General features: G+C 44.8%; 15 protein-coding genes. All 15 read left to right on the top strand.

Going from position 1 to position 14,956, the window contains the following annotated elements:
* The first annotated feature begins 9 nt into the window (after positions 1 to 9).
* The 15 genes from alaS (at position 10) to miaB (ending at position 14,938) form a co-directional block, all read left to right on the top strand.
* Entirely contained in the window at positions 10 to 2,673 is a 2,664-nt protein-coding gene (gene alaS / locus DWW60_RS01450) for an alanine--tRNA ligase (RefSeq protein WP_015534909.1), read from the top strand.
* 148 nt (positions 2,674 to 2,821) lie between these two features.
* Positions 2,822 to 2,998: a 30S ribosomal protein S21 gene (gene rpsU, locus DWW60_RS01445; RefSeq protein ID WP_004851031.1), complete on the top strand. Its 177-nt coding sequence runs from the start codon at positions 2,822 to 2,824 to the stop codon at positions 2,996 to 2,998.
* A gap of 112 nt (positions 2,999 to 3,110) precedes the next feature.
* Positions 3,111 to 3,386 (top strand): YabP/YqfC family sporulation protein, encoded by a 276-nt coding sequence (locus DWW60_RS01440; RefSeq protein WP_022216491.1) that lies wholly within the window; start codon positions 3,111 to 3,113, stop codon positions 3,384 to 3,386.
* A gap of 4 nt (positions 3,387 to 3,390) precedes the next feature.
* Positions 3,391 to 4,662, top strand: coding sequence for a sporulation protein YqfD (locus DWW60_RS01435; protein WP_117874225.1), 1,272 nt, complete (start codon positions 3,391 to 3,393; stop codon positions 4,660 to 4,662).
* Positions 4,663 to 4,690: 28 nt separating this feature from the next.
* Positions 4,691 to 5,713: a PhoH family protein gene (locus DWW60_RS01430; protein ID WP_022216489.1), complete on the top strand. Its 1,023-nt coding sequence runs from the start codon at positions 4,691 to 4,693 to the stop codon at positions 5,711 to 5,713.
* Position 5,714: 1 nt separating this feature from the next.
* The gene (gene ybeY, locus DWW60_RS01425) at positions 5,715 to 6,227 is read left to right on the top strand and encodes an rRNA maturation RNase YbeY (RefSeq protein WP_015534911.1); all 513 of its coding nucleotides are present in this window, start codon (positions 5,715 to 5,717) and stop codon (positions 6,225 to 6,227) included.
* The gene (locus tag DWW60_RS01420) at positions 6,214 to 7,311 is read left to right on the top strand and encodes a DUF3048 domain-containing protein (RefSeq protein ID WP_015534912.1); all 1,098 of its coding nucleotides are present in this window, start codon (positions 6,214 to 6,216) and stop codon (positions 7,309 to 7,311) included. The genes ybeY and DWW60_RS01420 overlap by 14 nt, the downstream gene beginning before the upstream one ends.
* 90 nt (positions 7,312 to 7,401) lie before the next feature.
* Positions 7,402 to 7,809 carry a hypothetical protein gene (locus DWW60_RS01415; RefSeq protein ID WP_055279963.1) on the top strand — a complete coding sequence of 136 codons (408 nt, stop codon included), beginning with the start codon at positions 7,402 to 7,404 and terminating at the stop codon, positions 7,807 to 7,809.
* A gap of 37 nt (positions 7,810 to 7,846) precedes the next feature.
* On the top strand, positions 7,847 to 9,091 hold the full coding sequence (locus DWW60_RS01410) for an aminoacetone oxidase family FAD-binding enzyme (protein WP_117874224.1): 1,245 nt from the start codon (positions 7,847 to 7,849) through the stop codon (positions 9,089 to 9,091).
* Positions 9,078 to 10,721 (top strand): NAD(P)/FAD-dependent oxidoreductase, encoded by a 1,644-nt coding sequence (locus tag DWW60_RS01405; protein WP_117874223.1) that lies wholly within the window; start codon positions 9,078 to 9,080, stop codon positions 10,719 to 10,721. Before DWW60_RS01410 ends, DWW60_RS01405 begins: the two co-directional genes overlap by 14 nt.
* Complete coding sequence (proB, locus tag DWW60_RS01400; RefSeq protein WP_117874222.1) at positions 10,714 to 11,574, top strand: glutamate 5-kinase; 861 nt, start codon at positions 10,714 to 10,716, stop codon at positions 11,572 to 11,574. The genes DWW60_RS01405 and proB overlap by 8 nt, the downstream gene beginning before the upstream one ends.
* 17 nt (positions 11,575 to 11,591) lie before the next feature.
* Complete coding sequence (locus tag DWW60_RS01395; protein ID WP_117874325.1) at positions 11,592 to 11,810, top strand: DUF896 domain-containing protein; 219 nt, start codon at positions 11,592 to 11,594, stop codon at positions 11,808 to 11,810.
* 8 nt (positions 11,811 to 11,818) lie between these two features.
* Positions 11,819 to 12,391 carry a 5-formyltetrahydrofolate cyclo-ligase gene (locus DWW60_RS01390; protein ID WP_117874221.1) on the top strand — a complete coding sequence of 191 codons (573 nt, stop codon included), beginning with the start codon at positions 11,819 to 11,821 and terminating at the stop codon, positions 12,389 to 12,391.
* A 10-nt stretch (positions 12,392 to 12,401) separates the two neighbouring features.
* Positions 12,402 to 13,433, top strand: a complete 1,032-nt coding sequence (locus DWW60_RS01385; RefSeq protein ID WP_117874220.1) for a patatin-like phospholipase family protein — start codon at positions 12,402 to 12,404, stop codon at positions 13,431 to 13,433.
* A gap of 53 nt (positions 13,434 to 13,486) precedes the next feature.
* Complete coding sequence (gene miaB / locus DWW60_RS01380; RefSeq protein ID WP_055144470.1) at positions 13,487 to 14,938, top strand: tRNA (N6-isopentenyl adenosine(37)-C2)-methylthiotransferase MiaB; 1,452 nt, start codon at positions 13,487 to 13,489, stop codon at positions 14,936 to 14,938.
* Positions 14,939 to 14,956 lie beyond the last annotated feature (18 nt).

Below are 14,956 nucleotides of genomic sequence, written 5' to 3'. Positions count from 1 at the left end.
TATTAGACAATGCAAAATTATGGCGTGAACGAACTGAGAAAAATGTTCCTGGAATTCATGGAGAGCAAGGGTCATCTTAGAATGAAGAGCTTTTCACTTATTCCACACAATGACAACAGCTTACTGCTGATCAATTCAGGTATGGCACCACTTAAGCCTTACTTTACAGGTCAGGAGGTACCACCTAGAAGACGTGTGACAACATGCCAGAAGTGTATCAGAACAGGAGATATCGAGAATGTAGGTAAGACAGCCCGTCATGGTACATTCTTTGAGATGCTGGGTAATTTCTCATTTGGCGATTATTTCAAGCATGAGGCTATATCATGGACATGGGAGTTCCTCACAGAGGTTGTAGGACTTGACAAGAACAGACTCTATCCATCGGTTTATCAGGATGACGATGAGGCATTTGATATATGGAATAAGGAGATCGGTGTCGATGCTGACCGTATATTCAGATTCGGCAAGGAGGACAACTTCTGGGAGCACGGAGCTGGTCCTTGTGGTCCTTGTTCAGAGGTTTACTATGACAGAGGCGAGAAGTATGGCTGCGGTAAGCCTGGCTGTACTGTAGGCTGTGACTGTGACAGATACATGGAGGTTTGGAACAACGTATTTACACAGTTCAACAATGACGGACACAACAACTACACAGAGCTTGAGCAGAAGAACATAGATACAGGTATGGGTCTTGAGAGACTCGCAGTTGTTGTTCAGGATGTTGATTCTATATTTGATGTTGATACGATCAAGGCTCTCCGCGACAAGGTATGTGAGATGGCAGGCGTGGAATATGAGACAGATCATGAGAAGGATGTATCGATCAGACTTATAACTGATCATATCCGTTCAGTTACATTCATGACATCAGATGGTATCGTTCCATCGAACGAGGGCCGTGGTTATGTTCTTAGACGTCTTCTCAGACGTGCTGCAAGACACGGAAGACTTCTCGGCATCAAGGGCAAGTTCCTGTCAGAGCTTGCAAAGACAGTTATCGAGGTGTCAGAGGATGCATATCCTGAGCTCAGTGAGAAGAAGGAATATATCTTCAATAAGATAGACAAGGAAGAGGAGAGCTTCAATAAGACCATAGATACAGGTCTTGCGATCCTCAAGGATTATATAGACGAGACTAAGGCTGCAGGTGAGAAGGTTCTCTCAGGTGACAAGGCATTCAAGCTCTATGACACCTATGGATTCCCTCTTGATCTCACAAAGGAGATCCTCGAGGAGGAGGGGATCGAGGTTGATGAGGACAGATTCACCGAGTGCATGAATATCCAGAAGGAGACTGCAAGAAAGGCCAGAAAGACCACAACATACATGGGTGCAGACGCAACCGTATATGAGCAGCTTCCTGTTGACATGACATCTGAGTTTGTCGGATATGACAAGCTGACATACAAGTCAACTATATCAGCCATCACAACAGAGGTTGGTGAGGGTGATGATAAGAAGTCAGTTCTTGCAGATACTGTATCTGAGGGAGCACAGGCTTCAGTTATAGTTCCTGAGACACCTTTCTACGCTACCATGGGTGGTCAGATCGGTGATAAGGGAATCATCAAGACAGAGAACGGTACATTCGTTGTTGAGGATACTGTCAAGGTTGTAGGCGGCAAGATCGCACATATCGGTTATGTTGAGTCAGGCGAACTCAATGTTGGTGATGAGGCAGAACTCACAGTTGATGCTGAGAACAGAGCACTCATATGTAACAACCATTCCGCAACACATCTTCTTCAGAGAGCACTCAAGATGGTTCTCGGAGATCATGTAGAGCAGGCAGGTTCACTCGTTGAGCCGGGAAGACTGAGATTTGACTTCTCACATGATCAGGCGATGACTAAGGAAGAGATCAAGAAGGTTGAGGATATTGTAAATGAGCAGATCCAGCTCGATATACCTGTATGCACGGATGTAATGTCTGTAGATGAGGCTAAGGAGACCGGAGCCATGGCTCTGTTTGGTGAGAAGTATGGTGAGAAGGTCCGTGTGGTATCAATGGGAGACTTCTCAAAGGAGCTCTGCGGTGGTACACATGTTGCCAGCACAGGAGCTATAAAAACATTCAAGATCATATCAGAGGCAGGTGTGGCCGCAGGTACAAGACGTATCGAGGCACTTACATCTGTCGGAGCACTTGATTACTACAGAAATGTAGAGCAGGAGCTCATGGATGCTGCAAAGGCAGCTAAGACTGATATCTATGGTGTGGCATCAAGAATAGAACAGCTTCTTGCAGAGGTTAAGGAACTTACGAATGAGAATAAGAAGCTCAAGGATAAGATGGCAAAGGAGGCAGCTGGAGACGTTCTTTCAAGTGCTATAGACAAGGACGGAATCAAGATCCTCACAGCGGCTATCCCGGATACAGATATGAATTCACTGAGAAACCTCGGAGATGACTTCAAGAGCAAGCTTGGTGACAGCGTTGTTGTTCTTGCATCTGCAAAGGATGGCAAGGTAAATCTCATTGCCATGGCTACAGACGGCGCAGTTGCTAAGGGAGCCCATGCCGGTAATATCATCAAGGCCGTGGCTGGCCTTGTAGGTGGTGGCGGCGGTGGTCGTCCTAACATGGCTCAGGCCGGTGGAAAGAATCCTGACGGAATCGAAGCAGCTCTTGCCCAGGCGGTTACAGAGGCTCAGAATCAGATAGCTTAAGGTTTCGTGACAGATATTTTATTAATTTGTCATTTTCCTGTTGACGATTAGGAATTTTATGTATATAATACATTTTGTGCTTAAAAATACCCAATCAGTTGTTATTTGGTAGCATAATTTTACAACTGGAGGGAGGTCAGGTGAGAGAATGTCAAGTGTAATAGTTAAAGAGAACGAAAACTTAGATAGCGCTCTTCGCAGATTTAAGAGAAATTGTGCGAAGGCTGGTATTCAGCAGGAGATTCGTAAGAGAGAGCATTACGAAAAGCCTAGTGTAAAGCGTAAGAAGAAGTCAGAGGCAGCTAGAAAGCGCAAGTACAAATAAATCATAGTATATATATTTGATTTTAAATTGATTTCTAAGAGTACCGAGTTTATTCGGTACTCTTTTTTTATGTGTATTCATATAATGTTCCAAAAGCGTTATGGTGGTATTCATGAAAGACAGAGCGAAAAAAGTTATAGCATTTGAACCTCCGTGCTGGTGTCCGGACTCGGCGGGAACGACCTCCAGACTCACCATGTTCAACAATGATGAGCTGGTGATAGAGAATTTCAGACATGTGATCTACTCTGACGACGAGAGAGTGTCTGTTAAGACCCGGAAAGGGATATTGAATATATATGGGAAAAGATTACAGATTGCTTACTACGCATCCTATGAAGTGAAAATATGCGGTTCGATAAACAGTGTAGATTGGCTGACAGTGTGACTGCATGAATATTAGAAGGGAAATAAGAGGTGTGTGCTATGTGAGCTGTGACAGCCGCGCAGCTCTGCGCCTGATGAATATATGCAGCCATAAAGGAATACGTACATGGTGCGAGAGGGATGTAAAGAAGAACAGAAAAAAGAATGGCAGTAAACAGAATGACAGTAAATGGAATGGCAAGGCAGAAAACTTCTTCATATACTCCGATGACAGAAAAAGACTTGAAGAGATAGCGGACAAATGTATGATAGATATCCGAATAGCTGAGAAGAAGACTCTGAGAACCGGTTTGCTGGGCAATAGGAAGAGGATCTCGATATTACTCGGAGTTTTATTATTTTTGCTGTTTGTATACTGGGAATCAGGGTATGTATGGTACATAGAAATTGACGGATGTGAGGATTATACAAGTGAGGAAATTGCAGATCTTATCGAGATGGAGTATCCGTGCTATGGACATAGAAAAAAGAGTATTGATCTGAGCGAACTGACAGACATGCTGACGGATAATCTTGGGGAGATATGTTGGGCATCCTGCAGCATCAGTGGGACAAAGCTTACAGTTGCGCTCAAGGAGTCCGTGGATGTATTTACAGTTCCGGAAGTTGACAGACCGTGTGACCTCGTGGCAACAATGGATTGTACGATCTATTCCATTGTTGCATCGGCGGGGACGCCTGTTGCATTAGTAGGAGATGAAGTGAAAAGAGGGGATACTCTTATATCAGGAACAGTTAACATATGCAATGATGACAGTGAGGTTGTGGATACGGTATTTGTACCTGCTTCCGGAGAGATATATGGTCTTTGTGATGTAGAGTACAGAGATGTGGTTGAGAGTGAGCTCCAGGAAAAGGAGACTACAGACAGGAAGGTAAACAAAGTAGATATAAAAATTGGACGCCGGGTATTTACTCCGTATAAAACTGCTGCCTCCGACGGCTCATACGACCTTTCCGCCGAGGAAAAACGGCTGCATATCGGCGATATGTATTTTCCGTTATCCGTGAATATAGAGCGAAAAGTGTTCTATAAAGTAAATACACGTAAGCTTACGGATAAGGAGCAGAAAGACAGACTTAACCAGCATCTGCATGTTTATATTGGCAAAATGCAAGAAAAAGGGGTGCAAATTGTCCGAAAAAATGTTATTATTACTAATGAAAGCGGTGAGGCTTCGGCTGAAGGCGATATCAGTATCAGACTCCCGGTTGCTGTGCCGAGATATATTGACGTAAACAATACATCGGGGAGCGAAGAGGTGGAGCCTGACTGACAAATAATAATGACAGGGGATACAAGTATTGAGCGAATATTCAGAATCCGTAACTGTTGCATCAAACTATATACAGACTGTGTTTGGACAGTTTGATGCCAATATAAAAAAGATTGAGAAAGAATACAGTGTGTCAATGATACTTCGCGATGACAAGCTTAAGGTCAGCGGCTCCGAGGAAGGCGTGAAGAAGTCTATTCAGGTTATAGAACAGCTCTTCCAGATGGCAGACCGTGGCTCGTCCATCGATGAACAGAAGGTAGACTACACTATATCGATAGTCAATGAACACCCGCAGGAGGCTAAGGAGAGTCTTGCTGAGCTTGACAGGGACATAATCTGTCACACGATGAGCGGCAAGCCGATCAAACCGAAGACTGTCGGACAGAGAACATATGTCAATTCAATAGAAAAGTCCATGATAGTATTCGGAGTGGGCCCTGCCGGAACAGGAAAGACTTATCTTGCCATGGCAAAAGCCATAACGGCATTTAAGAATAATGAGGTTGGAAGGATCATACTTACAAGGCCGGCCATAGAGGCCGGTGAGAAACTGGGATTTCTTCCGGGTGACCTTCAGAGCAAGGTTGATCCTTATCTTAGGCCGCTCTATGATGCATTGTATGAGATAATGGGTGCTGATGCATTTATGAAGAATATGGAAAAGGGACTGATCGAGGTTGCTCCTCTTGCCTACATGAGAGGAAGAACTCTTGATAATGCGTATATTGTGCTGGATGAGGCCCAGAATACCACTCCTGCCCAGATGAAGATGTTCCTTACCAGAATAGGATTTGGCTCAAAGGCCATAATAACAGGAGACCTTTCACAGAAGGATCTTCCACACGACGCGCAGTCAGGTCTTGATGTTGCACTCAAGGTGTTAAAGGATATTGATGACATAAGCATTTGCCATCTGACGAGTCTTGATGTTGTGAGACATCCTTTGGTGCAGAAGATCGTAAATGCGTATGAGAAATATGAGGATAAGAGGAGCAGACAGGCAAAGCCTAGAAAAACCACAACTGCTCAGAAAAACAGAGGAAAATAATATGTCAGTTAATATTGAGAATGAGTATGGAGATATTGATATTAAGAATTATGAGGATGTCATAACAAGTATCGTCCAGGCTTCGCTGGAATTCGTTGGGTGTCCATATCCCTGCGAGGTGAACGTGCTGCTCACGGACAATGACTCCATACATGAAATCAATAACCAGCAGAGGAATATAGACAGGGCGACAGATGTTCTGTCATTTCCACTGATTGATTATACAATTCCTGGAAACTTTGATGGTCTCGAGGATAGCCGGTGTGACTACTTTGATCTTACTACAGATGAACTGCTATTGGGAGATATCGTTATATCTATTGACAAGGTGTATGAGCAGGCAACTGAGTACAATCACTCAAAGACGAGAGAGCTGGCTTTTCTTGTAGCCCACAGTATGCTCCATTTGTCAGGATATGACCATATGGAGGACGATGAGCGCAGGGTCATGGAAGAGATGCAGGAAAAAATACTTACAATGAAAGGATATACAAGAGACTATGAGGAGAATTAAGACGGGATTAGTTCTGGCAACCGCTCTTGTGATGGGATTATCACTTTTTGGATGCGGCTCGAAGAAAACGGAGGAGAATGTCACTACAACGGAGGCTAAGGCAGAGGTGGATGTATCACAGGCCGATATGATGAAGTCTGCCACAGCGGTTGATGAGACTTACCATGAGGGAGTATATAATGATCTTACAGGCGAGTGGAACACCGACAGAAAGGAAGAGTACGGAAGACCGATCGCTATAATGATCAACAATATTGAGAATGCGATTCCTCAGTCAGGCATAGGCCAGGCTGATGTTTTATATGAGTTTGTCGTTGAGGGCGGAATAACAAGAATGCTTGCAATATTCAACGACTATGACAATCTTGAGAAGGTCGGTTCGATCAGAAGCTGCAGACCTTACTATGTTACAACTGCCATGGAGTTTGATGCTATATACATGCATTATGGTCAGTCTCCACAGGGACAGGAGGAGCTTGACAGGACAGGAATAGATCATATAAGCGGACTTGGTGGAGAAGGATCTGTATCTTTCTACAGATCATCAGACCGCGAGGCTCCACACAATGTGTACACAAACAGCGATATGATCAAGGCTGGTCTTGATTATCTTGGATGCTCAACTACCCACAACAAGGGATACAAGAGCAAGTTTGAGTTCAATGAGGAAGATACGGTTCCTGAGGGCGAGTCTGTAAACAAGCTCACACTCAACATGTCAGTTTACACACAGCCTTGGTTTGAATATGATTCAAAGAATAAGGTATATAACAGATTCCAGTATGGTGACAAGCAGATCGATGACCTCACAGGAAAGCAGCTCACATTCAAGAATATCATCATACAGTTTGCTCACTACACCAGCATTGATGATCACGACAGACAGATGATCGATCTCGTTGGCACAGGAGACGGATACTATGTTTCAGATGGAAAGATCGTTCCTATCACATGGACGAAGTCAACCGATGACTCCGTGACAAAGTATTCAACAGCAGATGGAAAAGAACTTCAGCTCAATCCGGGCAAGACCTATGTCACAGTATTTGAGAGTGATAATAAGGCCGGAGTTGTATGGGAATAATACAGACATAAACCACATATATTAACAAAGACAGAAGATGGGATGGAATATCCTGTCTTCTGTTTTTTGTTATGAAGAGAAGGTGTGGTAATGTTTAAAAGAATTATGTATTTTTTTGTTATCATTATAGCGGTATTTGTGTTATCTTTTATAACTAGAGAGATCGTGGTGAGCACGGCGTGCAGATCCGGAGACAGTAAAAGTGTGTATAGAGAATTTGATGGTATGGATAGCGGGCATATATTACCCATATCAAATGAGAGTGAACCGGAGCTTTACGGAGGGCTCGTGATTGCTGCTGAGGGTGGAACACCACATGGCAATTTCTATGTGAGCACTTATAATGGACATGTGGCGGTGTACAACAGATTTGGCAGTCTTTGCAGGGAGACGACTTGTACAGTGGATTCATTGGACAAGCGTATAAGAGAACTGATCCACAAGCACGTGTATTTCAATGATATAGATGACATGAACAGGTTTATTGACAGCCTGTAAAACGTATGATAAATGATTATGGGAAAGGTGTATCGGAATGATTTATGATATTATAGTTATCGGCGGTGGCCCGGCTGGGATGACAGCCGCAATAAAAGCAAAAGAGACAGCACCATCGGCTTCGGTAAAGCTTATAGATAAAAACAAAAAACTCGGAAAGAAGCTGTATGCGACGGGAAATGGCAAATGTAACATTGCAAATACGAAGCTTGATCTGTCATGCTATTCCAGTGCAAATGAATTTTTCCCATTTCAGTTCGTAACAACGGACAGTCATAATGATGTCATGGATTTTTTTGAAAGCCTTGGTGTTTCCAGCTATGATGATAATGGATATATATATCCTGCATCGTTGCAGGCATCTACCATAGTGTGGGCACTGACGGACAGGCTCAAAATTCTTGGTATAGAAAACAGCACATCGGAGGAAGTCCTGAGTATAAAACAGGGAAAAGATGGTACATATATTGTAGACACAGACAAAGGCGGGTATAGGACGACCCAGGTGATACTTGCACCCGGAGGTGCGGCTGCGCCAAAGCTTGGCGGATCTGATAGAGTATACAGACTTCTGGATGATCTGAATGTACGGTTTGTGAAAACGCATCCGGCTCTGTGTAAATTAAAATGCCATGAATATATATCTGATATGTCAGGGGTACGTGCAAAGGCTGTTGTCCGCCTAATGTGTGATGGCGAGGAGTATGACCACGAGAGAGGCGAGGTTCAGTTTGCATCGGGATATCTTTCGGGTATAGCGGTTTTTAATATGAGTATACAGTGTATAGACCTGATGGAGACTGGCAAGAAGCCATACATAGAACTTGAACTTGTTCCGGACATCAGTGATGATATGCTGGCGGACAGGATGAGACGATTTGCCGAGGTAAATGGCAGACGGAGAGTCGAGGCGATGCTCAATGGTATTGTCAACGAGAAGATCGCCGGGTATATTATAAAAAGTCTTGGTATCAAAGCTTCTGAAGCAGCCGGACTTGACGCGGCTGATATAACATCCATATGTGATATGCTCAAACATATGAGATTCAACATAGATGGATTCGGTAGCTATGAGGACAGCCAGGCGGCAAGCGGTGGAGTTGACACATTGCAGCTCAGGGCAGATAACCTGGAACTTGATGGACACAGAGGCTTATACGCCGCTGGAGAGTATGTCGATGTGACCGGCAAATGTGGTGGATATAATATAATGTGGGCTGTTATAAGCGGCATGAGAGCCGGGGAGTCTGCAGGAAAGAGAATAAAAGATGATCAGAATTAACAATGTAAAACTGCAGCTTGGATTTACAGAGGCAGATGTTAGAAGTGTTATCAAAAAGACGCTGAAGACAGATAAGGAGTTTGAGTATATTTTTTTCAAGCTGTCTCTTGATGACAGGCGGAGAAACCAGGTGAAATATATTGCATCCATAGATGTGGATGTTCCGAATCCGGAAAAATTATTGAAAAGACTTCACAATAATAATGTTATGTTAACAAATGCTACCCAATATAAATTTCCGGAGCCGGGAAATGTCAAAATGACCTATAGGCCTGTGGTGATAGGAACAGGACCGGGTGGCTTATTTGCTGCACTGTATCTTGCCAGAGCCGGATACAGACCGGTTGTTTTTGAGCGCGGCATGGATGTTGACAGGAGAATGGAGCATATAGAGAGATTCTGGAAGGGTGAGGAAGGACTTGATCCAAATTGTAATGTACAGTTTGGAGAGGGCGGCGCAGGAACCTTTTCGGACGGCAAGCTGAATACGGTCATAAAGGATGGCTCGGGCAGACGCACTGAGGTCATGCGGACATTTGTGGAGTATGGTGCAGATCCGTCCATAATGTATATAAATAAGCCACATGTGGGCACTGATGTGCTGTCTGGTATTGTAAGGAATATGCGTGAGGATATAAAGAGACTTGGCGGAGAGGTACATTTTGATTCACTTTTTACCGGTTATGATCAGATCACACAGGATGAGGTGTGTGTACATATAAAGAACCTTTCAGATGGCAGTGAGAAGGAATACAGGACAAATGCCCTTGTTCTGGCACTTGGACACAGCTCAAGGGATACTGTGGAGATGCTTTACAAAAAAGGTGTTCCGATGGAGCCAAAGCCATTTGCCATGGGACTTCGTATCGAACACAAGCGAGCAGATATAGATGTCATGAAGTATGGCGATGATCCGGCGTATGCAAAGCTGCTGCCGGCGGCAGACTACAAGATGACGCATCAGGCGTCAAATGGCAGGGCTGTATATTCATTCTGTATGTGCCCTGGAGGTTACGTGGTGAATGCATCATCCGAGCACGGTGAGACGTGTGTGAATGGTATGAGCTACAGCGGCAGGGATGGTGAGAATTCCAACAGCGCCATTGTGGTAAATGTTACCCCGGAGGATTACGGGTCAGATCATCCTCTTGCGGGAATGAAGTTTCAGAGAAGATGGGAGAAGGCCGCATACGAGGCCGGACAGGGGGCTGTTCCGGTGCAGCTCTTCGGAGATTACAGAAGGGATATTCCTACGGAAAAGCTGGGCGGTGTTAAGCCTCAGATTAAGGGTAAATACAGGCTCACAAGCCTCAAATGCTGTTTGCCAGAGTATATAAAGGATGCTATAATAGAAGGAGTTGTGTCCTTTGATAAGAGGATGCCGGGATACTCATCTGACGATGCAGTTCTCTCAGGAATCGAGGCCAGAACCTCATCACCTGTTCGCATGATACGAGGCGATGAGCTGCGCTGTGAGGGGACATGTATATACCCGTGCGGGGAAGGCGCGGGCTATGCAGGGGGAATAACCTCAGCCGCTGTCGATGGTATGAAGGTGGCCGAGGCCATAGCATCCAGATTCAGCAATGAGGCAATAACAGACGGTACACAGGAGAATATAAATGGATAGAGAGTATTTGAAAGACAAGAAAAAGATAGTAATAAAGATTGGTTCATCTTCACTTATTCACGAGGAGACGGGTGGACTTGACTATACAAAGCTTGAGAAGCTGGTGCGCATCATATGTGATTTGAGAAATCAGGACAAGGATGTGGTCCTCGTATCATCGGGAGCCATCGGAGTCGGAGTACAGGCGCTGGGACTTGCCAGAAGACCTAAGACGACCTCGCTCAGACAGGCGTGTGCTGCAGTGGGACAGGGACAGCTAATGATGATATATCAGAAGCTTTTTCAAGAGTATCACAGCACAGCAGCTCAGGTTCTGCTAACATTTGATGTTATATCGTCGGATGAGAGGAGAAAGAATGCCATCAACACATTCAACGAGCTTCTTCAGCTCGGTGTCGTACCGATCGTCAATGAGAACGATACGGTTGCCATCGATGAGCTGGATGACAGCGTGGCATTTGGCGACAATGATACACTGTCTGCCATAGTTGCATCCATGATCCATGCAGATCTCCTGATACTTCTCACGGATATAGACGGTCTGTACACTGATGATCCACATAGTAACCCTGATGCAAAACTGATACCAGAGGTGAACTGCATAGATGATCACATTATGGATATGGGTAAGGGCGCAGGCTCCAAGTACGGAACCGGTGGAATGACGACCAAGATCGCAGCCGCCAGGATAGCAACCAACTCCAATTCGGATATGGTCATAGTATCCGGAGCGGATATGGACAATATTGTTAAGGTAATGAACGGAGAAAGTATAGGAACTCTGTTCACGGCATATAAGGATCATGACTTTGACGTTGTCAGATTTATTTTAAATAAGGAGTATCTTATATAGTTATGAAAGAGACGATAATCGATGCGGCAAAGATCGCACGTATAAATGAGTTATATCACAAGTCCAAGGCTGAGGGGCTCACCGACGCCGAGAAGAAAGAACAGCAGCAGTTAAGGCAGGAATATATATTTGCGGTGAAGAATAATCTCAGGAACACGCTCAACAATATAGACATCAAGGAGAAGGACGGTTCCATAACCAGACTTCAGGATCTTGATCCTACCAGAAAGGCATAGGCTGGCTTATGAATAGCGAGGATAGTGTAAATTCCGGCAGCAAGGAAGTTATAAGAAAAAGAATAAAAGTGGTCAGAAATGACATGGACAGGGATGACTGTGCACGCAGATCTGAACTTATATGCAGACGTCTGTCTGAGCTTCCTGAATACGAGAATGCTCTCAATATATGTGCATATATTTCCAAAGGAAATGAAGTGGATACGAAGCTTATAATTGAGAAGGCGTGGTCGGACGGAAAGCATGTATATGTTCCAAAGGTTTATGGACAAGACATGGAGTTTATTGAGATCACAGACTACGGGGAACTTACATCCGGAAACTTTGGGATACTCGAACCGGTTTCTGATGATTTTGAGGAGATCGAAGATGGGCTTATGTTCATGCCCGGGATTGCATTTGATCACAGCCGCAACCGCATAGGCTTTGGCGGAGGGTATTACGACAGATATCTGGCGAGGCATGCAGGGCTTGTCACGGTGGCACTGGCGTATGAATTCCAGATAGTTGATAAGATAGACAGTGAACCTACAGATATCAGACCACATATCATAGTAACAGAATCGGAAGTTATATCATAATGGAGGGTCAATGAACAGAGACGAGATAACAGCAAAGATCGCTGAACTTGAAAAGAAGATACAGATGGATAAGCTGCAAAATGCCGGGGCGGATGATGCCGGAAAAGTTGCAGGACGCACTCAGTCCGGTGATATGGCTGACAGCTATGCGCTGTGCCTTGGCGGTGGCGGCGGTAAAGGAGCGTACCAGCTCGGGGTGTACAGAGCACTTGCAGAGTATGGACTTATGGACAAGGTTACAGCCATATCAGGAACTTCCATAGGTGCGATAAATGCCGTGCTTTTCGCGTGCAATGATCCTGACAGAAGCGAGGAGGCATGGAAGAAGATACATTTTGAGACGGTGTTTGACGTTGATCCTGATCTGATGTTCAACGACAAATCGGGATTCATGTCGCGCAGGGAGATGATAAAGCTCATGGACAGCTATGTGGATTACGGAAAGCTGTCTGATGGGCAGGTCACCGTGTATGCAGCCATAGCTGAGTGCGCGCAGGAAGGTGAAAGACAGGCTGAGTATATAAGCCTTGCAGGAATGGATGCGGAGGAGATCAGGACAGTTGTCATGGCATCATCCACCCTGCCTATGCTCTATGAGTCTGTGACTTATAACGGTAAGGAGTATTGTGATGGCGGTCTCGCCGACAATGTTCCGGTGAAACCTCTGTATGATATGGGATATAGGAATATCGTTGTGTGCGGCCTTAATCCCGACTCAAAGAAAGACATATCTGCATATACAGATGCGGATATCATAGAGATATATCCAAGTGTAAGCCTGGGAGATCTGATAGATGGAACCTTGAATTTCTCTGCAAATTCAGTAAAATTCAGAAGCCTGCTCGGTTATAAGGATGCCATGAGGGCACTTAAGGTTCATTTTGAGAATGATCCTGATTACATCGCGGCGCTGGATCATTACAGGGATATTGATCTTGCGGATATACAGACTCAGATGAGGATGGATGCCGCGGATTCCAGCGTGAAAAATACTATGGATAACATAGGCAGGATACTTGGTAAGCTAGGCATAGAGGAATAACTCCAGTCGGATTTACGCAGCTTTAAAGAAATAGATAAGGATACATAGATATTATGAATGATTTGGAAAAAGTTATTGACGGCATAGATCTGGGGCTTCCAGCTCCGTTTGAGGAACCGGAGAGGCAGTATTATTTTATAAAAAAGGGCAGGGAGTATGTCACAGCAAGAAGCAAAGAGCTGGGACGTGACCTTACCTGTTCCATACAGACATTTGGCTGTCAGATGAACGTCCGGGATTCTGAGAAGCTTGCCGGAATACTTGAGCAGATGGGATATGTTAGGACCGAGTCCGAACATGCGGACTTTATAATATATAACACATGTACGGTCAGGGAGAATGCCAACAGAAAGGTTTATGGTCACCTTGGTCTCATGAAGCACCTCAAGGAGAAAAATCCTGAGATGAAGATAGCTCTGTGCGGATGCATGATGCAGGAGCAGCATGTGGTGACAACCATAAGCAAGAGCTATAGGTTTGTCGATATGGTATTTGGAACACACAATGTATATAAGCTTGCTGAGATATTTGTGAGCAGGATAGAATCCGGAAGCATGGTCATAGATATCTGGAAGGACGCCAAGGAGGTCGTGGAGGATCTTCCTGCGGTGAGGGAATTCCCATTCAAATCAGGTGTAAATATCATGTTTGGATGCAACAATTTCTGTACCTACTGTATAGTTCCATATGTAAGAGGAAGGGAGCGAAGCAGAAATCCGGAGGATATCATAGCTGAGTGTGAGAGGCTTGCTGACGACGGAGTGGTGGAGATCATGCTCCTCGGGCAGAATGTCAATTCATATGGCAAGAATCTTGAGCATCCGATCACATTTGCGGAACTGTTGAGGCGTGTGTGTGCCATAGAGAAGATACAGAGAGTAAGATTCATGACCTCACATCCAAAGGATCTGTCGGATGAACTGATAGATGTCATCGCGGAGAATCAAAAGATCTGCAGACATCTCCATCTGCCGGTACAGTCGGGCTCGACAAAGATACTGAATGCGATGAACAGACGGTACACAAAGGAGTCATATCTTGCACTGGTTGACCGCATAAGGGCAAAGGTTCCGGAGATATCACTCACCACTGATATAATCGTGGGATTCCCTGGTGAGACCGAGGAGGATTTCCTTGAGACCATGGACGTGGTTGAGAAAGTACAGTATGACACCGCATTTACATTTATATATTCAAAGAGAACAGGAACTCCTGCCGCCGGAATGGAGAATGGTTCCACAAAGGAAGAGATACAGGATAGATACAACAGGCTTTTAAGGCGTGTGCAGGAGATAAGTGATGTGAAGACCATTGCGATAAAGGGACAGACACAGCCGGTTCTGGTTGAGGGCTTTGACGAGAAGGGCGACGGCCTTCTGACCGGAAGGCTCTCCAACAACATACTTGTCCATTTCCCTGGGTGTGCGGAGATGGTTGGAAAGATCCTGAATGTAAAGCTTGTTGAGTGTAAGGGATTTTATTACATGGGTGAATTAGCAGAATAGGAGTAGTTGAAGTGGCAG

The sequence above is a fragment of the Coprococcus sp. AF16-22 genome, assembly GCF_003461545.1.
GTDB classification, from domain to species: domain Bacteria; phylum Bacillota; class Clostridia; order Lachnospirales; family Lachnospiraceae; genus Coprococcus; species Coprococcus aceti.
This window is presented reverse-complemented; position numbering and strand designations above follow the sequence as displayed.